Below are 26,880 nucleotides of genomic sequence, written 5' to 3'. Positions count from 1 at the left end.
CTCCTCGCCGCCGGTAGCGTCGGCCTCGGTAGACCTTCCCGTGGCGGCGCCGATCGTGGTCGAAATCGCGTCGGGCCCCGCCATGCAGGGCGAGCTCGCGGCGCTCCTCATCGAGGCGTGCTCTCGCGCGGCCGGGGGCGGCGGGTGCGCGCTCGGCGACCCGAAGCGCACCGGGACCCCGGTGAGGGCGCTCGCCGTGGTGTGGCTGGACGGACCGGAGCACCGTCACCTGCGGGTCGACGTCGCCTCGCTCGGCTCCCCCGAAGGCACGCTGTCGTCGCGCGAGATCGAGTTCCGCGACGAGGACCCGGTGCCCGATCGCTACCGCACCGCGGGGCTGATGGTCGCGGCCCTGGCGGCGGAGCGCGCCGGCGCGGCCGCGCCTCCCGCGGCGACCGACGCCGAGCGAGGTCCCGCGGCGCCGGACACCGAGCGCGACGCGGACGCGGCGCCCCCGCGCGCTCTCGGCTGGTCCGTCGGCGCTGGCGGGCTCGCTGGCAGCGGGATCGAGGGCGGCCCCGCCCGGGCCGGCGGCTGGGTCATGGCGACGGCGCTCGACCGGCGCTCCGGGTTCTTCGGGACGCTGTCGGCGTCCTACGCGACGGCGCTGCGCGAGCCGGCTCCTGGGCTGTCGGTCCAGTGGCTCACGCTCGGCGGCGGCGGCGGCATCGCGGCGCCGGTCCGGCCGCTCGACGCGCTGGTGCGGGCGAGGCTCGAGGCCACCGTCGACTGGGTGGTGGGCTCCGCGCAGGACCCGAAGAAGCCGCCGGAGCCGGAGATCGCGCGCGGGTGGGCCTTCGGGACGCGCACGGCGGTCGACCTCCTGTGGCCCGCGGAGAGCGCCGTGGCCCTGTTCGGCAGCGCCGAGGCGTTCGTGCGCATCCATGGGACCGCCCTGGAGGTGCACCCGAAGCCCAGGGCGGCGCTGCCGACGGGGGGCTTCACCGGGATGGTGGGGCTGCAGCTGCGTCTACACTAGAGCGGCGGCCACCCGCTTCGGATACGGGCCCATCTCGACGTTTTCGGTGCTCAGCGCACGAGAGTGCGCTTGCGCGCCGAAAACGCCGATCTGGACCCGTCTCCTGTGCGGGTGACCGCCGCTCTGTGTCTCATGGTTCAGACGCGGCCGAGCACCGCTCTAGACCGGGTTCACCGCGATCTGCATCTGCGCGATCACGATATCGCCTTCCAACACCGCCTTGGCGTGAAGGCCGCTGTTGCCCCGTTCGTCGGCCTTGATGGCGCCTGCGTAATAGTTCGCCAGATTGCCGGTGGTGCGCGCCTTGTACGGCTCGTACGCGGTATGGACGGAGTCGGTGAAGTCGGGATCGAAGTAGAACTGCGTCGTGAAGATGTGGCTTCCACCCTGGTAATTGACGCGACCCAGCGACGTCGATCCCTTCTTGAAGCAGACGAAGTGGATGTGAACATCACGGCCGTTGTACCAGCCGGGGAAGATGCTCCGGAACGAGACGACACCGTCTGCGTCCGTGGTCTGGACGCCACGACAGAAGCGTTCATTGGTGTCGAGGTTGTTCTGGTTCGGCCTGCCCGCGTACGGCGCGTCGGGGTTCTGTTCGTTGGCGGTGCCCCGGGCGCCGAAGCCGCTGTAGAACCCCTGCCCGTCCGTGTGCCAGATGTAGACCTCGACGTCGGGCAGGCCCACGCCCCTGCCATTGCAGTCGGGCTTGCTCATGTCGAGCACGCGCAGGTGGAGATGCATCTCCACGCCGGGGGGCGCACTTTCATTGTAGCGGCCACGAATGTCCTGCCGGACCAGGGAGATGTCGTCGTCCTTCTCGAGCTCGTGAATGAAGAAGGGGCCCTGACCGGCGCCGTCCGTCTTGTTGAGCGCCACGCACATCGGCACGTCGTCGAACGGCGGCGCAATGAGGTCGCCGCCGCCACCACCTCCCGTGCCTCCCGCGCCCGGGTCGGTGCCCCCCGCGCCTGAGCCGCCCGAGCCTACCGCGGTGGTGGAGCTCGCTCCCGCGCCGCCCGAGCCTGCCGTGGTGGTGGAGCCGGGCCCCGTGACTCCCGTGCCCGAGCCAGTGGTCCCGCTGCCACCGGAGCCCGTGGTGCCCCCGGTGCCGCTGGTGCCAGGGTCCGGATCCGACTCGCCGCCATCTCCGCACGACACGGTGATGGCTATCGCCCCAAGCCCCAGGAGGGCCTGCCGCCGGTCGACGACCCTGCACGACGGGCCCAGGGTCTCGGTATCTTGTTCCTTGCTCATAAGCAGCTCTCCTCAGGTGGCCGATGATCTGTCTGTCCGGCCGGACAATGCGCCGAACAGGCAGCATCTCCCAAGAACGGGCGCAGTAAAGCATGTCGGCGCGGAGCGCGGAAGATGGGACATGAGCCGATTCCATCTTCCCGCCCTCATGTAGTTATCCTCCGCTGTTTCACGCGCCCCTCGCGCCTGCTGCTCATTCAGGGCCGATCATTCCAGAATGACCGATCCTGAATGAGCAGCAGGCACGCGGACAGCTGGGCTCAACCATGGAACCAGCGCGCGCCGCGCGACAGGCGGCGGCTCCTCGGGCCGGGCAGCTCGGCAGACCTCCCGCGCAACCAGGGAACCAGGGACGAACCAGATGGGATGAGACAGCCCAGACCACGCCTGAGGCCGCCATCGCCACCGCACCGTCACAAGGTCCTGCTGCACACGCCACGTCCGCAACGTATGCCCACACGCCCAACGCAATGCGCCGTCGTCCGCCGCGTGATGACCGGCTCTTTGCCGGATCGAGCGAGCGAGGTGGACCGGCGCGACCACAGGTCGTGATCTAGTTCAAGAAGAAGTTGCGCCACGCGACAGACCGCCACGCGCGCATGGTCGAGCAGCGGCGCTGTCGAGCGCGAGCGCGACGTGCACGGCTGTCCTCGGATCACGATAGGGAGCCTGCCGTGCATGCAAGCACGAGAGGAGGCGTCGAATGACGACAACCATCCACGAGTCGATGGGATCGGTGCGGAACATCGCGGTCGACGACGCGCTGACTCTTCCCGAACGTGCAGACGTGCATCGCCGTCGTGGCCGTGGCCGGCGGCCAGCTGGTCGGCGTGGCGATCCCGATCACCTCGTTCCATCCGTGACCTCCCCGAGCGCGGGTGGCGCCCGGGGATGTCCTCTCGGCGCGCGACCCTCTCCAGCTCGGGTCGCCGGCCGCGCACCGGGCGGAAGCGCCGCCACCCGGTGCCAGCCGAGCGACCGATTGCAGCTCATCCAGCGACGTGGTCAAATGCCGCCAGCGGAGGAAAATCCACGGTTCAGCCTGGTTTCGGGCGGACCGGCGACTGGACGAACATGGGAACCGTCGAGCCACGACCAGCAAGCCGCCGGCTCAGGCTCGTCTCCCCCCCGAGCACCGAGCCCCCCGCGACCGTCAGCGACGAGGAGCTCCTGCTCGCCTTCGAGCGGGGCGAGCGCGGGATCGGGCTGCGCCTGTACGAGCACCTGCTTCCGGTCGTGGACCGGACCCTGTATCGGATCCTGGGTTGCCGCGAGCAGGACCATGCCGACCTCGTGCAGGGCGCGTTCGAGCAGATCGTGAGCACGCTGTCGAAGCGCCGCTTCGCGGGCGAGTGCAGCCTGGCCGGCTGGGCGTCGGTCATCGCCTGCCATGTCGGGCTGACCGCGCTGCGCGCCCGCCGGCGCGAGCGCAAGGTCATCGATCGCACGCCGGAACGGCCGGAGGCGGACGCCCGGCCCGAGCCGCCCGCGCGGGGCGCCGACCCCGAGCGGGAGGTGAGCACCCAGCGCGACCTCGAGGCCCTGCGCCGGCACCTCGCGGCGATGGATGGCGACCGGGCGACCGCGCTGCTGCTCCACGCCATGGGCTACTCCCTCAAGGAGATCGCGGACCTGACCCGCGTCTCCGAGGCCGCGGCGCAGTCCAGGCTGTCGCGAGGGCGGCGGGAGCTCGTGGCGCGCTGTGCGTCCGACGCGGCGGCGCGGCGCGACCCCGCTGGATCCGAGGAGGTACGATGAAACAGGACGACGTGGACGCCACCCCGGAGGAGCGCGCCGCGGCAGCCGGCGCCGAGGCCTCGCTGCTGGCGCTGATCGAGCAGCCGGTGCCGCCGCTGCCCAGGACCCAGGCGAGGTACCTCCAGCAGCGGGTCGCCTGCCGCATCGACCAGCTGGCCGCCGAGCAGGCCGAGCGGCGCGCCCGCGCTGGCCGGCGGCGGCGCGCCGTCGTCGCCGCGGCGGCGCTCGCGGCCGCCCTGGCCGCGGTGGCCGCCGGCGGCGCGCTCGTGTTCCGGACGCGCCCCCTGCCGGACGCCGCGGCGCAGGTGACGGCGCTCCAGGGCGAGGTCGAGATCGCCGCCGGAGACGCGACGCGCTCGCCGCCGCCGCGCGCGCTGGTGCCGCTCGCCAGCGACGAGGAGCTGCGGACCGGCGAGGGGGCGACGGCGAGGGCGTCGCTCGCGACGGGGGCGACGGTGGAGGTCGGGCCCTCGACCCGCGTGAGGTTCACGCCGGCCGGCGCGGGGCGCGACCACGTCGAAGACGTCGTCGCCCTCGATCGGGGCCGGGTCTCCGTGGACGTGCCGCCGCTGCCGGCGGGCGCGACCCTGTCGGTGCGCACCGCGGACGCCGTGGTGACGGTCCACGGGACGCGCTTCTCGGTCGAGCGGCGGCCCGGCGCGGCGGGAGCGCCGGCCGAGACGCGCGTCTCCGTCGCGGAGGGGCGCGTCTCCGTGCGCCGCGGCGAGGCCGAGCGCTTCCTGGGCCCGGGCGAGACGTGGTCGTCCCGCGACGAGGAGCGCCGGGTCGATCGGCCCGCCGAGGCACAGGCGGGCGGCGCGCAGGCGCCGTCGCCGGAGGCCGGGCAGCCGAGCGCCGCCCGCGAGGGCGGCGGCGGCGACGGCACCGCGGGCGAGCCGCGCGCCCCGCGCGACGTGCGCGAGGCGCGCGAGACGCCGGCGGCGCGCGCCTCGCTGGCGGCCGAGAACGAGCTGCTCCAGGGCGCGATGGAGGCGCGGCGGCGAGGGCAGCCCGGGCGGGCGATCGAGCGGATCGACCGGCTGCTCAGCCGCTACCCGGACTCGCCGCTCGCCGAGATCGCGCGCGTGGAGCGGCTGCGGGCGGTCGAGATGCTGGGCGACAAGGACCGAACCGCGGCGGAGGCGCGGCGGTACCTCAAGGACTACCCGCAGGGCTCCGGGCGCGACGAGGCCACGTCCGCGTCCCGCCCGGGCGGCGCGCGCCCGTGAGCGCGCCCGCGGGACAGCCCTCGTCAACAATCTGACGAACGGCTGCCTGCTCTCCGCGCCTCCGGTTACTTCCCCTTCATCGACGAGATCATCGCGCCGGCGATCGACATCGCGCATCGCCGGGCGCGATCCAGCCATGCTCGCCTTCGAGCAGGGAGGACCCTTATGCGTTCGTTTGCTTCGACGGGATTCTTTTGTGGTGGGCTGTTGCTTCTCGCGGTCGCCGGCCCGGCCTGCGGCCGGGTGTCGACGGGCGACGCCGGCGGCAACGTCGTCTCCGGGGAGCCCGGGGATGAGGTCTGCGTCCCTTCGGACGAGGAAGGGAGCGCGCCCGCCCCGACCTTCCCTGGCGCGGGCTTCTCGGGCGCCGGCGACCCCATCACCTCGGCGCTCGATCCGCTTTCGTGCGGCTCGGGCAGCCGGTTCACCCCCGTGGAGGAGACCGTCGAGGTCGACTGCTACTACTCGAACAACGATCAGACCACCCCGATGGCGTTCGTCGAGCGGATCGTCGAGATCGCCGCGAGCGAGGAGCTCGTGCACGTGCGGCTGACGCTGAACCCCGCGTTCGTCGACAACACCTACGGCGAGACGGCGATCGGCTGGGGCGGCGACGAGCAGGCTGAGCCCGCGCCCGGTCCCGGTCCCGGTGGCGGTCCCGCGCCGAAGCCGAAGGGGCACAAGGGGCACACGTTCAAGGATCTCGTGGGCAGCGACAAGGCCCAGTTCCAGATGACGGACGCGACGGGAGAGCTCGTGCTCGACTTCTTCGTCGACTACATCTCGGAGGACGGGTCGCAGCCGTCCGGCTACGGGTCGCTCGGCGTGGTCGGCGGAGAGGGCAAGATGCTCCTCGGCGACGCGGGCGCCGTCGTCGCGGCGACCACGTCGATCGACCGCGATCTCAACGCGTGCGGGTACGGCGAGTATATCGTCGACTCCCCGGCGACGGACGAGAGCTACACGGCCAACACGGAGACCCCGAACTGGGACTACCGCGTCGTCTACGACGTGTGGGTGAGCGCCTCGACGTTCGGCGCGGCGGGCTTCGGCGACGCGACCATCAGCTACGTGCACGCGTCTCCGAGCAAGTACCCGTCGGACACGCTCGTCGTGACGGAGGGGCCGTGCCCCTCGACGTGCGAGGACGAGGACCCGCCTGCGGGCGAGGGGGGCAGCGATCCAGGCGAGGAGCCGGGCGAAGACGAGGTCTGTCAGGAGTCGGGTGAGGAGTGCGCGGGCAACACCGACTGCTGCTGGGACGGCGACGTGTGCTTCAACGGCGTGTGCCAGCCGTTCGACATCCCGCGCTGAGCCTGCCTTCCCCGGCGCCGCGGCGCCCGCGCCTGCAGGCCGGGCGCCACGGCGGACGGAGGCCGCTCAGAGCGTGTCCTGGCGGTTCAGCACGACGTTGAAGACGGTCTGTGGCACGCGCAGGCGCTCGTCGCCCGCGTAGAGCGAGCGCAGCTCGGTGAAAGAAGCGTCGGGCGAGCGCGTGACCGCGGCGAGCCGGTCGAACAGCGCGAGGTGGTCGTCCCCCAGCGGCTCCTCGAGGCCGACCATCGCGCCCCAGTCATCCCAGGGCAGCATCTCCATGCCGTTGAGCGCCGCGAGATCGCGCACGACGTTCCCGGCGATGAACCAGAGCCCGCGCATGTCGAGGAAGCCGAACCGCGACGGATCGGCCTCCCCGGCGCGGCACTTCGCCCAGGCGTCGCCCGCGACAAGGAAGCGATCGCGCGGCACGTCGAGCAGGTCGAAGTCCGGCTTCAGCGCCGCCCGCTGGACGTCGTCGATCTGCGCGTCGACGAGGACCCAGCGCGACTCGGCGGCGTTCCAGTGCTCGCAGACCCAGTGGTCCACGAATTCGCCCGGCGCGAAGTAGCCGCCGAAGCCGCAGCGGGCGCGCGCCGGCACGCCCTTGGCGCGCAGCAGGGCGACGAGGAGCACCGTGATGTTACGGCAGGTGCCGACGAGGCGCGCGTCGAGCGGACGGGCGACGGAGAGCGGACGATCGCTGAGGGCGAGGATGCGATCCAGCATCCGGTCCGTCGGGCGGAGGTGGGACTCGTTGCGGCGCTCGTCCGAGAGCTCCACGCCATAGGCCCCAGCCCAGTGCTGGTGCAGCAGCAGGCCCTGCACGACGCGGACGAGCGAGGCCACGTCGCCCGGCAGCTCGTCGAACAACCTGGGCGCGTGCGCGCCGCCGGACGTCATGACCGCGGGGCGCGCGTAAAAGTCGAGGATCTCCTGTGCTGCCGTCATCGTCCGTCCTCCACGAGGTGGGTTGCACCCGGCGGTGCTGCCGTCTGCCCGGAGGAGCTTCACATGGAGGCGGGAGGGTGGGAAGAGCCCGGGCGTCCTCGCTGCGCGGAGGAGCGGACGACGGAGCAGGCTGACGTGGTCTCGGCCCTCGACGGCGTCACGACAGCTGCGGCAACCCCGTCGCGTCGACCGCGGCGGCCAGACGCTCGAGCACGTAATCGATCTCCTCGAACGTGTTGTACAGGCCGTGCGTGCTGATGCGGAATCCGACGCGGTTGTCGGCCGGATCCCAGGGCAGATCGCGCCAGGTGGTCGTGCGCAGATAGATCTTGGGGCGCTCCGACGCGAGCGTCCTGAGCACGCCGCCGAGCGCCGCGCTGAGCGCGGCGAACTGGCTCGAGTCCTCCCTGCCGACGAAAGGATTGAAGGAGGTGAGCGCCGTCGCGAACGCGGGGTCGGGGTGGTCCTCTACCCAGAGCGCGCCCCTGCCCCAGCGGGCCGCGACCCGGCGCCGCAGGTGGCGCGCCAGCGCGAGCCCGCGCTCGTAGATGTCTCGAAGGCCGACCTGACCCAGGAATGCTGCCGAGTCGGTCATCGCGTACAGCGCCGGCGTGTTCGCCTCGCCGCGCGGCTGGATCGCGCTCGCCGGCGCGTACGCGCGCTCCTGCGCGTCGACGGAGGCGTACTGGAAGAAGTTGCCGAGCAGGAACGGGGGGAGGTCCGGCCCCGAGTTCCGGACATAGAGGATGCCTGTGCCGGGCCCGCCGCAGAGCCACTTGTGGCCGGCGCCCGCGATGAAGTCGGCCCCGTACGCGTGGGCGTCGATCGGGCGCTGACCCCACCCGTGCGCTGCGTCGATGATCGTGTAGGCGCCGTAGCCGCGGGCCAGCGCGGACAGCTCCTCGATCGGCAGGCGCAGCCCCGTCTTGTAGAAGATCTCGCTCACCGCCACGTACTGCTTGGCGCCGGGCGGCAAGGGCCGCTCCAGCTCTTCCTCGAACAGGCCGAGCACATCCTCCCTGGTGATGTCGCGCGTGAACCGCGAGGGCAGCCCGATCTCGCGGACCTCCACGCCGAACTGATCGCGCGCCCACGCGGTGGGTCCCCGCAGCGCCGGGTGCTCCCAGTGCGTCGTGATGATGCGATCCCCTGCGCTCCAGGGCGTGCCCGCGAAGATCAGGTTCGAGGCGTCCGTCGTGTTGTACGAGAGGACGATCTCGTCGGCGTTCGCGCCGTACTGCGCCGCGATCGCCGCCTGTCGCGCGGCGACGCCGGAGACGGCGCCGGAGGCGCTCGTGACGACAGGAAAGAGGTCCGGAAACGCGGCGTTGAGGTTCGCCTCCCAGTCGCGCGGATCCAGGGACTTGTAGAGATTGTAGACGGCCAGGTTCACGAGCGAGAAGCGCGGCTGCGAGCCGGTCGTGCCCGTATTCAGATGAATGTAGTGGTCGGGCAAGAGGAACGCGCGGCGGACCTGCCGCCAGTACCGCTCCGTGCCCCTCCGCGCGGTCAGGACCGGCGAGCGCGCGAGCCCCTCTCTCGCCTCGTCGAGAAGCTCTTCGGGTCGCGGTCGCCTCGGCGCGTCATCTGCCCGAGCTTCCGCTATTCCGCCGAACGCTCCGACCAGGGCCGTCGAGCCGAGCCCTCGCAAGAAGCCGCGTCGATCGAAGCCTGTCGTAGATCCCATAGGTGCTCCCTTCCGGGTCCTGGGTCGGCTGAAGACGACGTAGTGCTCAGCGCCGAACACCCAGTACCACGAGCCAGCGTCGCCGTCCAATATAACAGATGATTCGTCCTGTATAACGGATAAATGCATCTGGCTGCCCCGGGTGGGGACGATTCGGCGGACTGGCGCGCCGCGGGGCGCCCCGGAGGTGCTGCAGGTCGAGGTGTCGATGGAGAGGGGGGTGGAGCCTGCCGGCGCTTCCCGCGGCGCTCCGCGCTTTTCCAGGTGAGCGGCCATTCGCCGGGTGCTTCCATGGGCGGCATGTCGATCATCCAGCCCAGCTTCGATAGGTCGGTCGTCGTCCGGGGCTCCCACGCCGAGGTCGTCGGCTCTCCCACCGCGCAGGTCCAGCTCCTCGCGGACAGCAGCGCGACCGGCGGTGCCCTGTCCACCGTACGGGTGACGCTCGCGAAGGACGCGGACGGCGCGCGGCCGCACCGCCACGACGCCTCGGCCGAGATGTTCTACGTGCTCGACGGCGCCGTGCAGGTCCTCTCGGGCAACGACATCGTGACGGCCGAGCGCGGCGATCTCCTCGTGGTCCCACCGCGCATGGCCCACGCGTTCGCGGCCGCGCGCGGCAAGAGCGCAGAGCTCTTGATCGTGATCACCCCAGGGGTCGAGCGCTTCGAGTACTTCCGCAAGCTCACGCGCATCGCAGCTGGCCAGGAGCCGCCCGAGACGCTGCGCGACGTGCAGGACCTCTACGATACGCATTTCCTGAGCAGCCCCGAATGGGACACGGCGCGCCGGTGAGCCCCGCAGCGCCGGGCGCCGAGCGCCCCTGATCGTCGTATTTTTCTACGCACGCCACGGCCAGGAAGGCCGGGCCGCGCCGCGCCAGCTCCTCCACATCCGCCCACCCGAGCTCAGGGTGCGTCGCCGCCACAACGAGGCGTTGCACTGTAATCGTTCGCCTGGAAGCGAACACATCGTCGCTCGTCGAGAGCCGTGATTGGTTCTGCACCCGCGCCGACACCATCCTGATCACTGCATCTCTGCAGTCGCTCAGCGCTGCCCTTTCGAGGGGGCCCGGGCGTCGAGCCCCAGCGCGAGCGTCGACCAGGGACGGCAGGCTTCAAATTACCGTTCGGAGCTTATGATGAAGAGCAAAACACTTACAGTTCGTACGATGTCGGTCACTCTCGTCGGCCTGCTCATGGCAGCAGGCTGCATCTCGGCCCCTGGGGGCGGTCAGGAAGACAGCGGCGACAGCTCGGTCGTGGGGGACGCGCCGTCGAGCGGCGGCTCCGGCGCGGACGACGCGCTCCCGCTCGTGGGTGGCTCGGAGGGCACCGACAGCGCGGCCGGCCTCAGCGGCGGTGATGCGGCGTATCCCTGCGACGGCAGCACGAGCGGCTACAACGCCGTGGTGACCCGATCCGGCTCCAGCTGGGTCGCGCGGAACGGCTCCCGCAGCGTGTACAGCGGCGGCGACATGCGGGCCGCGGTGCAGGCGGCGCTCGACAGCCTGCGCCGCGGCCGCACCAGCAAGGAGAGCGTCCTGGTTCAGGGCTCCGGGACCATGGCCGCGAGCTCTCGGCTGAGCGTGCCCAGCTACACCGTGCTCAACGTGTGCGGCACGATCGACGTGACCGGCAGCGGCTCCGGCGACATGGCGCCCATCTACGCGCGCGGCCGGACCGACATCGAGATCCCGAACGTCACGATCACCGGCACCCCGCTCTACGCCATGTTCTTCCGCGACGTCGAGAACCTGCGCCTCGGCCACGTCGAGCTGCGCGTCTCGAGCGGCCTCGGCATCCGCATCGACAACCATGGGCGCTCGGACCGCGCCGACAAGGTGACGAACATCGACATCGACCACGTGTACGCCGAGGGGACCAGCTCTCACGCGGTCGAGACGTACGGCGTCGACGACCTCCGCATCGGCACCGTCATCGCGCGCGACACAGGGGAGTGCGGCCTCCTCCTGAACGACACGACCAACGCCGAGGTCGGCACGGTCGACGCCGTGAACGCGGGCACGGGCACCGGCTACGCTGCGTTCCGCCTCGCCAATCGCGCGGGGCGCATCGGCAGCGGCTACCCTACCAACATCCACGTTGGCCAGGTCATCGCCCGGGGCGGCGGGCGCGGGATCTTCTGCGTGTCCGAGAGCGGGGGCGCGACGATCGACCGCATCGACCTCTCCGGCACGGGGAGCAACTCGATCCTGCTCGAGAACTGCCATAACATGAACATCGCCGCTGAATCCGGGACCGTCACCGGCGGCGGCGACATCCGGCTCGCGGCGCGCACCCAGTTCGCGAACTCCTCCGATATAACGATCCAGAACCTCACGATCACGAACACCGCCGTCAACGAGAGCCCCTGCGCCACGAACAGCACCTTCCGCAATCTCACGTTGGTGAACGCGCGCGACAACTCCTGCGACTAGCCACCAGGTTCGCGCGTCAGGAATCCCCGACGGGACTGTTCCGCGGGGGCGAGCCATCGCGTTCGGTCGCTTACCCGGGGAGTTTTACGAGAGCGGAAGAGTGATCAATAGCGGGGTACACCCGCGCCCGGGCAGGATCACGGCGGCGCGGCATCGGCCTCGATGGGTCGGCTGGCGAGGAGGTCGTCCAGCAAGGTGCGCAGCGCCACTGACTGGATGGCGGCCCGGGTATACAGGGCGGTCGCTTGAATCACCGGCAGCTCGTGGTCGGGGAGCAGGCGTACCAGCGACCCTCGTTCCAGGTCACCCAGCGCAAGGAACTCGGGTATGAACGCGATGCCCAGCCCGGCCCTCGCGGCATCCCGGGTGACGATCATGTTGCCGGTGCTCATCCGCCAGGGGACGCGCACGGTCTCCCCGCCGACTTTCCACTGGACGAGCTCGGGCCGCGTGACGATCGCGGCATGCCGGCCGAGATCGGCGGGTTCCCGGGGCACGTCGTGCTCCTCCAGCCAGCTCGGCGAGGCGACGATGACCATCGTGATGTCGGCCAGCTTGTGGCTGATCAGCTCGCTGTCCTCGATCGTCCCCATGCGGATGGCCAGGTCGTAGCCGCCGTTGACCAGGTTGACGCGCCCGTCGTGGAGATGCAGGTCGATGCGAACTGCCGGATAACGCCTCATGAATGAGAGCAGGCGGGGCGCGATCGCCGCCTGGCCGTAGGCGACGGGCGCGGTGACGCGCAGCAGCCCGTAGGGAGCCGCATGGTGGCTCTTGACCTCGGCGGTCGCCTGCTGCGCGTCTCGAACGATGGGGTGGACCCTGTCGAAGAAGCGCCTGCCGGTATCCGTCAGGCTGAGCGCGCGCGTGGAGCGGATCAACAGCGGTGCGCCGAGCCGCTTCTCCAGCAGCGCGAGGTTGCGGCTGATGGTCGCCTTGGGCAGGCCGAGCGCCCGGCCGGCCGCGCTGAGCGAGCCTTCCTCGACGATCCGCACGAACATCGACAGACCAGACAGATCGTCGGGCTCCCTCAAATGGTTCCACTCCTCGAACGCGGCCGTCCCGGGGCGCCATCTGGCGCCGCCACGGGCATCTTCGCATACTCCGGCCGTCTCGAGCGCGAGCGCCGGCGCAACGCGTGCGGCGCGCAGGGCCAGGAGCTCGCGGCGGCGGCGAGGTTCGCGACTGCCGTGATGACGCGCAAATTCGGCGAGGACCAGGCGTACCCGTCGTAGAGCGCCAGCCTTGAGCCGGGGGGACGCGGACGGAGCTGATCCGCCCGTTCCATGAGAGCAATGGACCGCTGAACAGGAAATTGCCGTCGACACCGTACATAAACAAGTGCCGACCCGGCCGGCGCCGCGTCGGCGAGCTGGACGACCGGGCCCGCCGGCGTCCTCGGCCAGGTGGAGCAGCGCGATGTCTACCTCGGCCGAAGGCGCGATGTCTACCTCGGCCGAAGGCACCTCGACGCCATCGACCGCGATGCGCAGGCCCCCGCGGTACGTGTTGCTGCGCGGAGGAGCTCATTCTCCCGACGCGCGGCGCCTGCTCGCCGCCGCCGCATTCGTGTCCTCCTCGTCCACGGCGGCGGCAGACTCAGCTTGAATATTCACTATCACGCGATCCTTCCAGGTAGCGTCTTCTTGAAGAGCACCACCGGTCGACCAGCAGGAAAACGACGCCGTCCCGCGCGGTTCGAGCGAAGGACGACCGAGGACGCCGGCATTCACATGGCTACCGAGCAGCGACGCAGGGTCCACCCGGGCCTCGATGGTCGAGCCCGTCTGCGGCCGTTCCTGTCGAGGCGCTCCGTGCCTTCCACGCAGGGAGGATGACTCCATGGGACAGCCTCGTCGGCGGCTGCTTGACGAGCCGGCGCGCCGCGCCTGGCATGCGAGCTGCAATCAACATGTAGATCAACATGTAGATCAACATGTAGATCAACATGTAGATCAACATGTAGATCAACGCGCAAAGCTGAAACGCAAATTGACGCGCACCGTTCCGCGCAGCATGCGCGGCGAAAGGAACATCATGATCGCTGTCTGGCTGCGGAGCACAAAAAGCATCCTCGTCACGGCAATGGCCACGAGCGCAATCATGGGGTGCTCGAGCCCCCCCGAGGGAGCCCTGGAACAGGATCCGGATGGGATCGAGGTGTCGGACATGCCGCTGGCCGGTGATGAGCCGGTGTCCGAGTCGGACGTGAAGCTCATCGTCGAAGGCGTCGCGGCAGCTTATGCCCCGGAAGCGCAGGCCCACGGGGCGCAGTTCACCGTGCGCATCGAGGGCTCGTTGACGTACATCGATATCGACGAGGACCGCAGCTGGAACATCATCGTGGGGACCGACCTCTTCCGGGCCGGCCTCACGCGCGACCTCGCTGTGTTCATCGGCTGCCACGAGGTGGGCCACGCGCTCGGCGGCTTCCCGTTCAAGGACGGCCCGCCGCAGCGCGCCCAGGTGAGCGGGCTCGAGCAAGGCCAGTTCGGCACGGTGAGCGCCGCCGAGGGCCAGGCCGACTACTTCGCGTCGAAGGACTGCCTCGTCCGGATGTGGGGCGACGACATCGACGCGAACAGCGCATACAGGACGTGGGTGTCGCCGGCGACCAAGGCCCGCTGCGACGATGCATGGGCGAGCGAGGCGGAGCGCGATCTCTGCTACCGCATCGCGGTGGTCGCCAACGACTTCGGGGTATGGCTCGGCGGGAATCCGGCGTCGACCGACACGCCCTCGACGAGGGTCGTGACGGGCACCAACGTCAACAACACGGGGGGGCAGTGCCGCGTGGACACCATCTTCGCCGGCGCCCTGTGCCCGGTGCGAAACGGCGGCACCGACATCCCCGGTCTCCTCCCGCCGTACGCGCGCCTGGTCGAGATCGATCCCACGGTCGAGGCGGACGCCGCGTACGCCGCCTGCGCGGAAGGCCCCGGCGCGCGTCCGCGCTGCTGGTTCCGTCCGAACTCCACGCCGTACGATTGCTCGTCCGTTCCCGAGATCGGCGACTGCGCCATCACCGAGGAAGGCGTGTCCGCCATGCGGACCTGCTCGCCGCGGATGGGGACCGAGCTCTTTCCGTGCCTGGCCGGCACGAGCTGCGAGCTGGACGAGGAAGGCTTCCCGGTCTGCGCGCTGGACGCGAACTGAGGCGGCACGCCCATCAACGCGCCTCCCGGAACCAGAGAATGCTGAACTGGGGGCCAGGTAATGCCCCAACTTGCCCGTTTCGGTCGCAATTTTCCATGCGCGACCTCGCGAACCGCTCGGGTCCGGAAACCGTCGGGGGCCCTGATCAGGACACCACCCACCTGGGCGTGGTGGGTCCGCCGCTCCAGCGCGACATCGAGTCGGCGATCTGATAAGTCTGACGAATGAGCCTGCGTCGCGCGATCCCATACTTCTGTCTGGTGGCCCTGCTCGCCGCGTGCGCGAAGGAACAGCGCTCCGACGTGGGCACCGGCGGAGGCACCGGGACCTCCGAGAGCACCGGGAGCACGAGCGCAATGACCGGGACCAGCGCAGGCACTGGCGGCAGTGGCGGCGATAGCGGCAGCGGCGGCAGCGGCGGCAGCGGCGGCAGCGGCGACGAGCCGCTCCCGGAACCCGAGGAGGTCCCGGTGCTGGAGAACATCGTGTTCTACGACGGCTACGCCGCGACGGTCGACGAACCGATCCCGGAAGGCGTGATCCGCCACGACAACTCGCTGGTTGCGACCAGGCTGACCGACGAGCTGCTCGCCAAGATCCAAACCACCCTGAAGGTCCGCGTGATCGTGGGAGCGCTGTGCGACAACTACGATCGACTCGGCTCGGTCAACCTGGCGCTGGTCCCCAAGGGTGCCCGGACCTACGTTTCCGGCGAGGTCGACCGGATCGAGGTCGCACGGTTCGTCACGCCGTTCATGAACATGAACAAGCAGCCGACGACGGTCCCCTACGAATGGGAGGCCAGCAACCTCGTACCGATCTTGAAAGACCCCGACCTCCTGGCCGAACACGATTTCTGGCTCGAGTTGAGCATCTTCGGCGTGCCTTACGCCGCAAACGACGAGGTCGCCGGTTGCGCTGGTCGCAATGACACGCAGCTCGGATCGCTGCTGCTGTATACCGACAGCACGCAGGAGGCCCAGGCCTTCAGCGTCCTGTTGCCGCTGGCGATCGGCGAAGAATTCAACAATTACGCCATGGGCGCCAGCGACAAGGTCGGCACGACCCGCAAGACCGTCAGCTTCGAATTGCCGGCAGATACACAGAACGCACAGCTCGTGTTGATCACGTCGAACCACGGCGCCAACCAGGGCGGCGAGGAGTATATTCGCCGCGAGCATCACGTGTACGCCGACGGCAAGCTGGCCTTGCAGTACAAGCCCGGGCGCACGTCGTGCGAGCCATTTCGCAGGTACAATACCCAGAGCAACGGCATCTACGGGCAGTCCCCGCGGTCGGACGAAGAGTGGCAGTCGTTCAGCAACTGGTGCCCTGGCGACGTGATCGACACCCGGATCGTCCCGTGGGGGGCCGCGAGCGCCGGCATGCACGAGCTCGTGATCGACGTCCCTGACGCGACCTTCGTCGACGGGCAGGGTAATTTCCCGTTCTCGCTCTACGTGCAGGCTCAGTGAACGCGTCCCCCTGACGTTCTCGACGACTTGCGTCGCGACGCTGTCGTCGTGCTCGAGGCCGAGGGCTCGGCGCCCGCGCCCTGGCCGAGGTCCGCGCTGAACCGTCGGGGATCTGGCGCGGCGGAGCACGTCCCGCACTCCTTCTCCCATCCATCTCCCATCTATCTCCCATCTATCTCCCATCTATGCCCGGGACGAGCCGCGCTGTCCCTCGTCGATGTTCGCGAGCCGGGCCCCTCGACGTGCGTCAGGCCGCCTCCCCTCGCTACGCCGCGTCACCAGCCGGCGCCGCTGCTGCACGACGCGCCGCTCCCGGACGCGGCGGCGCCGGAGCCGCCAGCCCCGGCGCGCTCGAGCCGTCACCTCAGGGCTCGCCGCCGGCGCAGCCCACCGCAGCGCCGGCGTTGACGAGACTGCACAAGTGCCAGAGGAGCAGAAGTCGGCCCATTGTTGCACGCTCCTGCTGCAAGGATATGCCATCTCCGGTCTCGGAGCTCGGGGCGAAATGCTTTAGGGTCGATCGGCAGGTCGAGGTGCGGAACGGCGCCGAGCGCCGGCGCCGAGCGGGAGCAGCGCGATGAACGAGATCAATTTCTACAAGCTTCCGCGTGCCATTCAGGACGGCGTGATCGAGGCGTTCCGCGGGCGGTTCGCGCCGGCGCCGATCGTCAGCCGGTTCGGGACTCGGCGCACCATCGTGGCTTGGCTCGCGGTCAGCGCCGCGGCGGGCCTCCTGCTGGCGGCGCTCTGCGCGGCCGGCTTCGGGGACGTCAACAGCGCCCTCGCGCTCCACCCGACGGCGGCGGCCGCCGCGTACGTGCTGCTCGCCGCGATCACCGCCGTCGGCGTGCTCCGGGCGCTCGCCTACAACGCCGACCTCATCACGCTGCCGTTCGCGCCCGGCCTGTTCGTCTTCCCCGCGAACCTGATCGACGCGCGCGACCACAGGCTCCGGGTCTTCTCGCTCGCGGAGCTCTCGCGCGTCTCGGCGGACCCTCGGGGCGCCGTGGTCCTCACGTTCGGGGGCACGCAGCACGCATTTCCCCTCGAGGACCCGTCGCGCTCGGGCGACGTGATCCGGGAGATCGAAGAGGCGTGGAGCCGCATGAAAGCGAAGCCCGACGCCGCGGAGCTGCGCCGGCTCGATCCCTTCGAGCCGCCTGCCATCGATAGCCCGTTCGCGTCGCGGATCCCGCTCTCGCGCGAGGTCCCGGGGTGGCAAAGCCATGCATGGCTCCTCGCGGCCGCGGTCGGCGTGGCCCTCGGCTCGGGGCTCTTCTTCCTCCGCAACCGGATGAGCGACGCTCGGATGTACGCCGCGGCGCGGGCGCGCGACGACGTGGCCGCGTACCAGAGCTACATCACGCGCGGCCGCGGCCACGGCGAGCTCGTCTCGCAGGTGCTGCTGCCACGGGCCGAGCTGCGCCTCGCGGTGGCGAGAGGCTCGGTGGAGGCCATCGACGACTTCATCCGCGCCTACCCCAGGACGGGCATCCAGGCCGAGGTCGCCGCGGCCCGCCGCGCCGCGCTCGGCGCGGAGCTCGAGCGGGCGCGGGAGGTGGGCACGCTCGCGGCGCTGATGGCGTTCGCGGAGCGCTACCCGAAGCACGGCCTGGACAAGGCGTTCAACGACGCCAGGCACGCGCTCTATGTGCGCGCGCTCGATCGGTACAAGAGCGAGATGCCAGAAGGGAGCGAGCAGAACGCGGACTTCGTGCGGTGGCTCCTCGCCCACGCGGAGCGCGTGGGGCCCAGGAGCACGCCGCAGGGCCTCCGCGGCCCGGCCGTCCAGGTCCGCTTCCGGCGGCTTCCGTCGCAGGACCTGGAGCGCGCCGACGAGATCGTGATGAAGAGCCAGATGTTCCGCGGCGTGACGTCCCTGCCGACGCGCTACGTGGATGCGACCCGCCTCGATCCCCAGGAGGAGCGGACCGCGTCGGCCCTGGCGGAGGGGCTCGCTCGGGGGTTCGAGCCGGAGTTCGTCACCTTCGAGCCGGGCCCGCCCTTCGAGGGCTCCGCCGCGGAGCAGCTCTCCGTGACGTCCCCCTCCCTCGTGGTGAGCTATCGCGTCGAGTCGTCCGGGCTCGCCTATGCCAGCAAGAAGCCGCAGATCATCATCATGGGGCTCAAGTTCCTCTACAGGACGGAGTTCATCTTGCCCGGAGGCGCGCAACCGCTGCTCACGAGCCACAAGATCGCGCGGCGGGTCCCGGCCGGGCTCATCCAGCAGCAGACCGCCGCCGCGCCCCCTGGGACCCTCGAGGCCATCGTCTACGAGGCCATGATGCGCGAAGCCTTCATCGACTTCGGGGAGCGCTACCTCTCCACGTGGTTCCGGAAGCGCGACGAGCCCCGGTAAGGGTGGACGAGCTCCTCGGCGTTCCTGGTAGCGTACACGACCTGCCGAGACGGGCTTCGGAGGCCCTCGGCTTCGGTTTCGGATCGACCGGACCCCCTTGGAAGGGGGTCCGTGCAGGTCGCGCCCTGCCGGAGCGGGCCTCGGAGGCCGTCACGTCGGCGCCAACGGACAGAGTGGTGGGGCGCACCACGCCCACGATTTCTCCCATCGGGAAGGAGATGTGCTCATGCTGAACGGCTCATTACATGATTGCGAACATCAGACACATCCGACGACCAGAACCGCATCCATTTGCTTCTTCATCGGAGCGCTGGCCATGCTCGGCTGCAGCTCCTCGAGCACCACGGCCGAAGGCACCGAAGTGTCTTTGCATGAGAGATACGCAGACCATTTCCCGATCGGGGCCGCCGTCGACTCCACTTCGTACAAAGACGCACATGCCCCTCTGCTAGCAAAGCACTTCAACAGCATCGTCTGTGAAAACGAGATGAAGTGGGAGGCCTTGCAGCCCACAGAGGGCGTCTTCGACTACACGACCGCCGACCAGATTGTCGCGTTTGCTGAGGCGAACGACATGGCGGTCCGCGGACATTGCCTTGTATGGCACAGCCAGACTCCGCCTTGGGTGTTCGTCGACCAGGCGGATGCCCCGGTCGCAAAGGAAACCCTGATAGAAAGGATGAGGAATCATATCACAGATGTAGTCACTCACTTCCGCGGCAGGGTCAGCGCCTGGGACGTCGTCAACGAAGCCATCACAGGCAACAAGGAAGATGGGGAGGACGCGGGCGAAGATCTGTCCCTGGTACAATCATGGGGCTATCGCAACAGTGATTGGTACAAGATAGGCGGCGAGGACTACATCCTCGAAGCGTTCAGGGCCGCGCGAGCTGCCGACCCCGACGCGAAGCTATTTTACAATGACTACTGGAACTACCTCGACGAAAAGCGCGAGGCGATCCTATCGATGATAGAGAAGCTGAAGAGCGAAGGCTTGATCGACGGCGTGGGGCTCCAGTGTCACTTGAACATCGAGCCTGCCCAGGAGAAGCCGACCAACCAGACCGTTTATCAGACGGTTGAGAATCTCGAAAAGGAAATCAAGGCATATGCAGCGCTGGGCCTGGAGGTCCACATCACGGAGCTGGATGTCTCGATGTATACGAGAGACTATGGCTCGAGCGACGAGTCAAAGTGGTACAGGACCGAAGCGGAGCTGACTGACGCGCTGAAGGACAAGCACGCGGCCCGCTACAAGGAGTTCTTTGACATGTTTCGCCGGAACAGCGAGCTCATAGGCAATGTCACCTTCTGGGGGGTCGCAGACGACAATACCTGGCTGTCGGAGTTTGATTCTGGCAGGCCGGATTATCCGCTGCTATTCGATAAGCAGCTCGAGCCCAAGAAGGCTTTCTACTCGGTCACTGATTTCTAGCGCTGCTGCGTCAGGGCGGCGCGGAGACGAGCAGGTGCGTTCGGCGGCGCGAGGGCGTGCGCGCGACGCCTGTCCTGATGCTGTGGACCCGATGTGGAGCGCCGTTCAGCCATACCCGTCCGCCTCTCCCCGCCCCGCATCCGCGCTGATCGAGCGCATCACGAAGCGCTGGTCATCGCGTCCCTTCGCCTGGGGGGACCACACGCCGCGTGCGGGCGCGGCGAGCTCGCCAGGCCGGGTGGCGCGAAAACACAACCGAATGGCGCGTTTGTGAACGCGCGCCCAGCGGCCTGCGCGTACACATCGTCACGACGATCGCGCGACGGGCGGGCCCCTCCCTCACCGCAGCCGCGCGTCGACCCGCTGCGGCGGGCCGGCGCCGGGGCACGCCCGGGCGCCGTCACAACGAGGGAGTAAGAAGACCATGCTGAAGAACATCTTTGTCGCTCTCGGCCTCGCCACCTCTCTTGCCGCCTGCATGGCCGAGCCGAGCGAATCGGCGCCTGAGGCCGAGGGAGCCGCCAGCGAAGAGGCCGTGGATACGGCCGAGCAGCCGCTGATGTCGACCGGCTTTACCCGCACGTATTACAGCGACAGCTCGTTCACGACCGCGATCGGCGTCGAGACCCGAGATTGCGACCCCAACTATAACGAGTTCTTCGGAGAAGCGTCGAGGTACTACAAGCAGCGTCGCTACAACTGCCCCGGCAGCAGCATGCCCGGGCTGCCCTCGACGAACTGTTACATCTGCTACGACAACGCGCTCCCCGGCGGCCCGCCCTCCGTGGCGTGCGTCGGCTCCTCGTGCCCGGCCTTCTGAGCGGCCGCTTCCGTCGTATCTGCCAGGAACCGCGGCGAGCTCCTTCGGCTCACGCCCAGACCCGCCGGCTTCGGCACCTCGATTCTCTTCGGACGTAACGGCGATCCCGCCGTGCGTCAGCCCGAAGATCAGCGCGGCTCGGCTCGGAGCCCGGCGGTGCGCCGAGCCCAAGAGCGTCGCCGCCTGACCGGCCGGCGGTCAACGGCGCCTGCGGTGCAGGGCCTGCCGCCGCAAGGGAAGCGGCGCGAGGGGGTCGCGGCGCGCGATCACGAGGGGCTCGCGCTGTCGAGGGCAGGCTGAAGGACAGCGGGCGCCCGGTACCTCGCCACCACGATCGTGACATCATCGCCCGGACTCGGACAGAAGGCCTCGACCTCGCGGAGGATCTCGTCGCGGAGGGCCTCGGCAGGCGCGTCCTGGGCGGCCTCGATGATCGAACAGAGCCGCGACAGCCCGAACAGCTCGTCGCGCGCGTCACGCGCTTCCGTCACCCCGTCGCTGTAGAGTACGAGGACGTCTCCGTCCTCCAGGACGAGCTCCTCGTCGCGCGTCACCGCGTCGATGGCGGGCACGGCGCCGACCCGCACGCCGGAGCTCGGGATGCGCTCGCAGCGCCGCGTCCGCGCGCGGCACACGAGGATGTCCTCGTGCGCTCCCGCGTACGTCACGCGCCCGCTCCGCTCGTACCGGAGCAAGAGGAGCGTCGCGTGCTGGTCGCGTCTCAGGCGGTTTCGGATGTTCTCGTGCACCGCGGCGTTCAGCGTCGAGAGGATGTCTCGCGGGCTCGCGGCCGGCTCGCCCTGCGTCAACGCCGAGAGCATGCTGTGGATCATCAGCATGATGAGGCCCGCCGCGAGGCCGTGCCCGGCCACGTCGCCGATCGCGAGCCACCCGCCCTCGCTCGTCGCGAACACGTCGTAGTAATCGCCGCCGACCTCGGGCGCAGGGTTCATGATCGCGCTGAGCTCGAGCCCCTCGATCTGCGAGAGCGGGGGCGCCAGCGTGGTCTGGATATGCGACGCGACCTGGAGCTCCCGGCGCACCGCTTCCTGCTCCAGCCGCTCCCGCAGCTCCACCTGACAGACGATCTTCCGGTGCAGCGCCGCGGTCTTCATCGCAGAGCCGATCTGGACGCGCACCGCGTCGCACACGGCCTCGTTCGGCCCGTCGCCGAGCACCAGAACGCCATAGTGCTCGGCGCCGCCGAACGTGATGGGCATGACGGTAACGCTGCCTCGCTCGCTCGACTTCAAGAACCCCGGCGGCGCGAGGAGCCGCGCCGGGAAGCTCTCCGGAGGCGGAGAGAGCTCGCGGCCGTTCTCCATCAGAAAGAACGGCTTCAAGGTGGCGCGGTGGGCGTCCTCGTAGAGCGACAGCGACGCGCGCCTGAAATACAGCCTGTCGAGCTCCGAGGCGAGCGTGCGCTTGAGGAGCGGCAGGCTCAGGCACGTCGTGAGCCACCTCCCGGTCCAGCCGAGATCGTTCGCCGCGAACTCCACGCTCAGGCGCTGTCGCCCCTCGGCGCGCACGGACGCGCGCCCGATGAGGAGGCGCGCCGCGTGCCAGAGCTGCTCGAGAGACTTGCTCGATCGCGCTCCGCCAGGCCTCCAGGGGTACCGGGCGCGCAGCAGCGTGATCACGAGCTGAAACTGGTCGAGGAAGCAGCGCTCATCGCCGGCTCGGTCGAGCAGGCGCTTCAGCGCGCCGAGGAAACGGCCCTCGCGCCCCGCGAGCTCCTCGTCGAGCGCCGACAGCAGCTCTTCAGGCCAGCCCCCGAGGACGGCCGCCGGCATGCTCACCGCCTGATCGAGCGCGCGCGCGAGCTCCTGCCGCTCCTCGGCGCCCGAGAGCGATCCGTCGCGCGCCGGCGCCTCCGCGCGCGCGCTCCTCGTGATGACCTGACGCGCGCAGCCGCACGACTCGCGATGGATGAGCTCGAGCGGCTGCGCGTCGCGCAGCGGCACCGCCTCGCCGTCGAGCAGGCGCAGGACGGTCTCGACGGCGAGCGCCGCGACGTGCTTGATGGGCTGGCGGACGCTGGTCAACGACGGCTTCGTGTAGCGCGCGACGTCGACGTCGTCGACGCCGCACACGAGGACGTCCCGCGGGATCTCGACGCCGTGCGCCTTGAGCAGGTTGATCGCCCCGAGCGCCATGTCGTCGTTGGCCGCGACCACGGCGTCGAACTCGACCCCTCGGCTCATGAGCTCGCGCATGGCGACACAGCCGCTCTCGATCGTGAGCTCGCCGATCGCGACGAGGCGCTCGTCGTACGGAATCGCGTGCGCCTCGAGGGTTCGCCGGTACGCGTCGGCGCGCGGCTTCGCCTCGGTGCGGGTCGTCCGTCCGCCGATGTACGCGACGCGCCTGCACCCGTGCTCGCCGAGCAGGTGCCCGACCGCGAGCTCGATCGCGCGGCCGTCGTCGACGACGATGCTGGGGATCCCGGCGAGCGCGACGCCGATGCTGCATACCGGCAGCGGCGCGAATGTCCGGCAGAAATCGACCAGGCTCTCCACGCCGGTGTGGTTGCCGAGCGTCGCCGAGGCGACCACGACGCCGTCGGCCACATCCGCTCCGATGAGGCCAACTATCGAGTTCTGGGCCTTCGTGCCCGTGCCGGGGCCGCCGAGCTCCTCCCCGAGCGCGATCACGACATCGACGCCGTGCGCCTCGGCGGCGCGCTCGACCCCGAACCGCAGCTCGGACTGGTACTCGCCGCGCGCGTAGTCCATCACGAGAGCGATCGTCCGGCGCTTCATGGTCATCCTCCGGGGGCCCGGTACCTCGCAACCACGATCGTGATGTCGTCGTCCGGGCTCGGACACCAGCGCTCGACCTCGCGGAGGATGCCGTCGCGGATGGACTCGGGCGACGCCGACTGGACAGCCTCGATCACCGAGCAGAGCCGCTCCAGCCCGAACAGCTCCCGGTGCGCGTTGCGCGCCTCCGTGACTCCATCGCTGTAGAGCACGAGGAGGTCGCCGTCCTCCAGCATGATCACAGCGTCCTGCGTGATCTCCCGGATGTCGGGCAAGACGCCGACCCACAGGCCGGAGCTCGGGACGCGCTCGCAGCGCCGCGTCCGCGCGCGGCACACGAGGACGTCCTCGTGCGCTCCCGCGTACGTCACGCGCCCGCTCCGCTCGTACCGGAGCAAGAGGAGCGTCGCGTGCTCGTCGCGCTTCAGCCGGTCGCGGACGCTGTGGTACACGGCGCTGTTGAGCGTCGAGACGATCCGACTCGGGCTCTCTGTCGGCATCCTTCGCGTGAGCGCCGCGCTCATGCTCTGGATCATCAGCATGACGAGGCCGGCGGCGAGGCCGTGCCCGGCGACGTCGCCGATGCCGAGCCACCCGCCCTCGCTCGTCGCGAGCACGTCGTAGTAGTCGCCGCCGACCATGGCTGCCGGCTTCGTGATGGCGCTGAGATCGAGCCCGTCGAGGCGCAGGCGCGCGGGCGCCAGCGTGGTCTGGATGCGCGCCGCGACGCGGCTCTCCTCGCCGGCCTTCTCCTGCTCCAGCCGCTCGCGCAGCTCCACCTGCCGGACGACCTCGCGGTGCAGCGCAGCGGCCTCCACCGCGGAGCCGAGCTGGAGCATCAGCGTGTCGTAGATCAGCGCGTTCGCTCCGCTGTCGAGCACCGCGACGCCGAATTTCTCCGCCTCGCCGAACGCGACCGGGAGCGCGATCATGACGCTGCGCTCCCCGGAGAACAGGAACCCGGGAGGCGCGAGGAGGCGCGCCGAGAAGCTCGACGAAGGCGGATCCGCTGCGCGTCCGTCCTCCATCACGAAGACGCACTTCAGGGTGGTGCACTCGGGGTCTTGATAGAGCGACACCGCGACGCGCGACAATTGCAGCTTGGGAAGCTGCGACGCGAGCGTCTCCCGGAGGACAGGCAAGCTCAGGCAGGTCGAGAAGGCCCTCCCTGTAGAGCGGAGATACAACGAGGCGAGCTCCAGGCTGAGCCGCTTTTCCCCTTCGGCGCGGACGGACGCGCTGCCGATCACGCAGCGAGACGCATGCCAGATGCGCTCGAGCTCCTCGTTCAGCGCCTCGTTGCCCTCGCCCTCGAGCGCGCTGCCGAGCCGCTCGCGCAGCAGCGTGATCACGCCCTGGAAGTCCTCGAGGCTTGCGCCCTCGCGCTTCGCCTTGTCGAGCAGATCCTCGAGCTCGCGCAGGAACCGCCCCTCTTGCCCGGCGAGCTCCTCTTCGAGCCCGGAGAGCAGCGCCGCGGGCCAGCCTACGAGCGAGCGGGTCGGCATCGACAGGGTCTCGTGCATTGCGCGCTCCAGGCTCTCCCGCTGCGAGGCGAGGGCGAGGGGCTCGCCGTGCGTCGGCGCGGCCGAGGGGCTGGGAGCCGCGGCCGGCTGGGACGCGCAGCCGCACGACTCGCGTCGCTTCAGCTCGACCGGCAAGAGGCGCCGCGCGGGGGCGGCCTCGCCGCGCATCATGCGCAGGACCGTCTCGACGGCGAGCGCCCCGAGCTGCTTCATGGGCTGGCGGACGGTCGTGAGCGACGGGCTCGTGAAGCGCGCGACGGACACGTCGTCGAAGCCGCACGCGAGGACGTCCCGCGGGACGTCGATGCCATGCGCCTTGAGCTCCTCGATAGCCCCGAGCGTCATGTTGTCGTTGGCGCCGACCACGGCGTCGAAGTCGACCCCGCGCTCCAGGATCTCGCGCATCGCGGCGCGGCCGCTCTCGACCGTGAACATCCCGTACGAGAAGAGGCGCTCGTCGAAGGGGATCGAGCGCTGCGCGAGCACCCTCCTGTACGCGTCGGCCCGCACCTTCGCCTCATCGTTGTTCGCCGGGCCGCTGATGTACGCGATCCGCCGGCGTCCGTGGGCGTCGGCCACATGCCCGACGGACATCTCGGCCCCGCGGGCGTTGTCGACGATGAGGCTGGGCGTGCCGTCGACCTCCACGCCGATGCTGCAGACCGGCAGCGGCGCATAAGAGCGGCAGAAAGCCCTCATGCCCTCGACACCCACGTAGTGGCAGAGGGTCGTGGAACAGACGACGATTCCATCGACCGTGTCGGCTCCCACGAGATAGTAAACGCTGTTTACGGCCGTCGCGGTGGAGCCCTGGGGGGCGAGCGTCTCGCCGAGGACGACGAGGAGATCGGCGCCGTGCGCCTCGGCTGCGCGCTCGGCCCCGAACCGCAGCTCGGCCTGGTACTCGCTGCGCGCATAGTCCATCACGAGCGCGATCGCCGGGCGCTTCCTCGTCATGGATGCGGCCTTCGATCAAGCGCGTCGTCGATCGAGCTCAAGCCGGGGGATTGTACGTCGATCTCGATGGGCCTCCAATCCCTTCGCCCGCGACCGCGACCGCGTTGCGGAGGGAGACCGACAGGCGTCGCGCTCTGCTTACATGGTCACATGGTTACATCGTCACATGGGGGTTGACTTCACTCGGTCGCGGTGGTTGCGGTGAGGGCCATGCGCTGGGCCCTGAGCTCGACGGAGTCGAGGGCGCTTCACCTGGCTCTATTTGTCGTCACGTACCTGTTGTTTCTGTTCTGGGCCTGGCGCCGGGTAAGCTCTGCGCGACGACTGTTCCGTCATGGCACGTTCACCGACGCGACCGTGAACACGGTAAGACACTCATACATGGGCCATGGGCTCTGGCGAATGCCCGCCACGATCGTCAGCCTTCACCTCACCCCCGATGGCAAGAAGTACCTGGGATTGTCGCTGTTCGGACACGTCGATGGGATCGAGCGGGGCGACATCCTTCCGGTGCTCTGCGCTCCTGGGCACAAGTATTGTGCCGCATTCCCTCGTCGTGGAGAGCTCGTCGTTGCGAAGCAACACAACTTTCCCTGGGACTCCTCGACGCGGTCGGCGCGTGGGCAATCGACCTGGGGCCGCTACTTCTGAGCGAGCTCCAGGCGAGCCTGGACAAGGTGGCCCGCTGGCCATGGCGTGAAGGCCGGCTGTCGTCGAGCTGGTCCACGCTGCCTCGCTCGCGATCCTGGCGAGCGCTCCGCGTCATGGCGCGAGCTCA

18 protein-coding genes are annotated in these 26,880 nt (G+C 69.7%); 11 read left to right on the top strand and 7 right to left on the bottom strand.

What is annotated here, in order from left to right:
* Positions 1-55: 55 nt before the first annotated feature.
* Positions 56-979, top strand: a complete 924-nt coding sequence (locus tag WME89_RS06225; RefSeq protein WP_438008319.1) for a hypothetical protein — start codon at positions 56-58, stop codon at positions 977-979.
* Between the two features lie 159 nt (positions 980-1,138).
* On the opposite strand, the gene WME89_RS06220 is transcribed toward WME89_RS06225, so the two are convergent.
* A complete protein-coding gene (locus tag WME89_RS06220; protein WP_438008318.1) occupies positions 1,139-2,236 on the bottom strand; it encodes a hypothetical protein in 1,098 nt (365 codons plus the stop codon).
* A 1,074-nt stretch (positions 2,237-3,310) separates the two neighbouring features.
* Here WME89_RS06220 and WME89_RS06215 point away from each other — a divergent pair.
* The 3 genes from WME89_RS06215 (at position 3,311) to WME89_RS06205 (ending at position 6,537) form a co-directional block, all read left to right on the top strand.
* A complete protein-coding gene (locus WME89_RS06215; RefSeq protein WP_438008317.1) occupies positions 3,311-3,994 on the top strand; it encodes an RNA polymerase sigma factor in 684 nt (227 codons plus the stop codon).
* Positions 3,991-5,223 (top strand): FecR domain-containing protein, encoded by a 1,233-nt coding sequence (locus tag WME89_RS06210; protein WP_438008316.1) that lies wholly within the window; start codon positions 3,991-3,993, stop codon positions 5,221-5,223. Before WME89_RS06215 ends, WME89_RS06210 begins: the two co-directional genes overlap by 4 nt.
* Positions 5,224-5,430: 207 nt before the next feature.
* The gene (locus tag WME89_RS06205) at positions 5,431-6,537 is read left to right on the top strand and encodes a hypothetical protein (RefSeq protein ID WP_438008315.1); all 1,107 of its coding nucleotides are present in this window, start codon (positions 5,431-5,433) and stop codon (positions 6,535-6,537) included.
* 66 nt (positions 6,538-6,603) lie between these two features.
* Here WME89_RS06205 and WME89_RS06200 read toward each other — a convergent pair whose 3' ends face one another.
* Both WME89_RS06200 and WME89_RS06195 read right to left on the bottom strand, forming a co-directional pair.
* Positions 6,604-7,488 carry a transglutaminase-like domain-containing protein gene (locus WME89_RS06200; protein WP_438008314.1) on the bottom strand — a complete coding sequence of 295 codons (885 nt, stop codon included), beginning with the start codon at positions 7,486-7,488 and terminating at the stop codon, positions 6,604-6,606.
* A gap of 157 nt (positions 7,489-7,645) precedes the next feature.
* Entirely contained in the window at positions 7,646-9,175 is a 1,530-nt protein-coding gene (locus tag WME89_RS06195) for an aminotransferase class V-fold PLP-dependent enzyme (protein ID WP_438008313.1), read from the bottom strand.
* Between the two features lie 300 nt (positions 9,176-9,475).
* On the opposite strand from WME89_RS06195, the gene WME89_RS06190 reads away from it, so the two are divergent.
* Together WME89_RS06190 and WME89_RS06185 are read left to right on the top strand one after the other, a co-directional pair.
* Positions 9,476-9,970, top strand: coding sequence for a cupin domain-containing protein (locus WME89_RS06190; protein WP_438008312.1), 495 nt, complete (start codon positions 9,476-9,478; stop codon positions 9,968-9,970).
* A 376-nt stretch (positions 9,971-10,346) separates the two neighbouring features.
* Positions 10,347-11,615 carry a hypothetical protein gene (locus WME89_RS06185; RefSeq protein ID WP_437653296.1) on the top strand — a complete coding sequence of 423 codons (1,269 nt, stop codon included), beginning with the start codon at positions 10,347-10,349 and terminating at the stop codon, positions 11,613-11,615.
* Positions 11,616-11,752: 137 nt separating this feature from the next.
* Here the strand turns inward: WME89_RS06185 and WME89_RS06180 are convergent, their stop codons facing one another.
* Together WME89_RS06180 and WME89_RS06175 are read right to left on the bottom strand one after the other, a co-directional pair.
* Positions 11,753-12,649 carry a LysR family transcriptional regulator gene (locus WME89_RS06180; protein WP_438008311.1) on the bottom strand — a complete coding sequence of 299 codons (897 nt, stop codon included), beginning with the start codon at positions 12,647-12,649 and terminating at the stop codon, positions 11,753-11,755.
* 933 nt (positions 12,650-13,582) lie between these two features.
* Positions 13,583-13,720, bottom strand: coding sequence for a hypothetical protein (locus WME89_RS06175; protein WP_438008310.1), 138 nt, complete (start codon positions 13,718-13,720; stop codon positions 13,583-13,585).
* Between WME89_RS06175 and WME89_RS06170 the strand changes: the two genes are divergently transcribed.
* From WME89_RS06170 to WME89_RS06150, 5 genes are all read left to right on the top strand, one after another.
* Complete coding sequence (locus tag WME89_RS06170; RefSeq protein ID WP_438008309.1) at positions 13,719-14,771, top strand: hypothetical protein; 1,053 nt, start codon at positions 13,719-13,721, stop codon at positions 14,769-14,771. The two genes, WME89_RS06175 and WME89_RS06170, sit on opposite strands and share 2 nt — an antisense overlap.
* Positions 14,772-14,995: 224 nt before the next feature.
* Complete coding sequence (locus WME89_RS06165) at positions 14,996-16,246, top strand: peptide-N-glycosidase F-related protein (protein WP_438008308.1); 1,251 nt, start codon at positions 14,996-14,998, stop codon at positions 16,244-16,246.
* 577 nt (positions 16,247-16,823) lie between these two features.
* Positions 16,824-18,605, top strand: coding sequence for a hypothetical protein (locus WME89_RS06160; RefSeq protein ID WP_438008307.1), 1,782 nt, complete (start codon positions 16,824-16,826; stop codon positions 18,603-18,605).
* Between the two features lie 226 nt (positions 18,606-18,831).
* Complete coding sequence (locus WME89_RS06155) at positions 18,832-20,040, top strand: endo-1,4-beta-xylanase (protein ID WP_438008306.1); 1,209 nt, start codon at positions 18,832-18,834, stop codon at positions 20,038-20,040.
* A 424-nt stretch (positions 20,041-20,464) separates the two neighbouring features.
* Positions 20,465-20,860 (top strand): hypothetical protein, encoded by a 396-nt coding sequence (locus WME89_RS06150; RefSeq protein WP_438008305.1) that lies wholly within the window; start codon positions 20,465-20,467, stop codon positions 20,858-20,860.
* Between the two features lie 266 nt (positions 20,861-21,126).
* Here WME89_RS06150 and WME89_RS06145 read toward each other — a convergent pair whose 3' ends face one another.
* Both WME89_RS06145 and WME89_RS06140 read right to left on the bottom strand, forming a co-directional pair.
* A complete protein-coding gene (locus WME89_RS06145) occupies positions 21,127-23,622 on the bottom strand; it encodes a SpoIIE family protein phosphatase (RefSeq protein ID WP_438008304.1) in 2,496 nt (831 codons plus the stop codon).
* 2 nt (positions 23,623-23,624) lie between these two features.
* A complete protein-coding gene (locus WME89_RS06140) occupies positions 23,625-26,102 on the bottom strand; it encodes a SpoIIE family protein phosphatase (protein ID WP_438008303.1) in 2,478 nt (825 codons plus the stop codon).
* Positions 26,103-26,880 lie beyond the last annotated feature (778 nt).

The organism is Sorangium sp. So ce321 (assembly GCF_051530195.1).
Classification (GTDB): domain Bacteria; phylum Myxococcota_A; class Polyangia; order Polyangiales; family Polyangiaceae; genus Sorangium.
The sequence above is the reverse complement of the archived record's forward strand: the minus strand, read 5'-3'. Positions and strand labels throughout refer to the sequence as shown.

What these genes read in the sequence shown, in the direction of transcription:
- WME89_RS06165 (WP_438008308.1), top strand. Translation starts at nt 14,996, where the DNA reads ATGAGCCTGCGTCGCGCGATCCCATACTTCTGTCTGGTGGCCCTGCTC.
- WME89_RS06190 (WP_438008312.1), top strand. Translation starts at nt 9,476, where the DNA reads ATGTCGATCATCCAGCCCAGCTTCGATAGGTCGGTCGTCGTCCGGGGC.
- WME89_RS06155 (WP_438008306.1), top strand. Translation starts at nt 18,832, where the DNA reads ATGCTGAACGGCTCATTACATGATTGCGAACATCAGACACATCCGACG.
- WME89_RS06210 (WP_438008316.1), top strand. Translation starts at nt 3,991, where the DNA reads ATGAAACAGGACGACGTGGACGCCACCCCGGAGGAGCGCGCCGCGGCA.
- WME89_RS06200 (WP_438008314.1), bottom strand. Translation starts at nt 7,488, where the DNA reads ATGACGGCAGCACAGGAGATCCTCGACTTTTACGCGCGCCCCGCGGTC.
- WME89_RS06140 (WP_438008303.1), bottom strand. Translation starts at nt 26,102, where the DNA reads ATGACGAGGAAGCGCCCGGCGATCGCGCTCGTGATGGACTATGCGCGC.
- WME89_RS06160 (WP_438008307.1), top strand. Translation starts at nt 16,824, where the DNA reads ATGAACGAGATCAATTTCTACAAGCTTCCGCGTGCCATTCAGGACGGC.
- WME89_RS06215 (WP_438008317.1), top strand. Translation starts at nt 3,311, where the DNA reads ATGGGAACCGTCGAGCCACGACCAGCAAGCCGCCGGCTCAGGCTCGTC.
- WME89_RS06150 (WP_438008305.1), top strand. Translation starts at nt 20,465, where the DNA reads ATGCTGAAGAACATCTTTGTCGCTCTCGGCCTCGCCACCTCTCTTGCC.
- WME89_RS06220 (WP_438008318.1), bottom strand. Translation starts at nt 2,236, where the DNA reads ATGAGCAAGGAACAAGATACCGAGACCCTGGGCCCGTCGTGCAGGGTC.
- WME89_RS06185 (WP_437653296.1), top strand. Translation starts at nt 10,347, where the DNA reads ATGTCGGTCACTCTCGTCGGCCTGCTCATGGCAGCAGGCTGCATCTCG.
- WME89_RS06145 (WP_438008304.1), bottom strand. Translation starts at nt 23,622, where the DNA reads ATGAAGCGCCGGACGATCGCTCTCGTGATGGACTACGCGCGCGGCGAG.
- WME89_RS06195 (WP_438008313.1), bottom strand. Translation starts at nt 9,175, where the DNA reads ATGGGATCTACGACAGGCTTCGATCGACGCGGCTTCTTGCGAGGGCTC.
- WME89_RS06175 (WP_438008310.1), bottom strand. Translation starts at nt 13,720, where the DNA reads ATGATTGCGCTCGTGGCCATTGCCGTGACGAGGATGCTTTTTGTGCTC.
- WME89_RS06170 (WP_438008309.1), top strand. Translation starts at nt 13,719, where the DNA reads ATGGGGTGCTCGAGCCCCCCCGAGGGAGCCCTGGAACAGGATCCGGAT.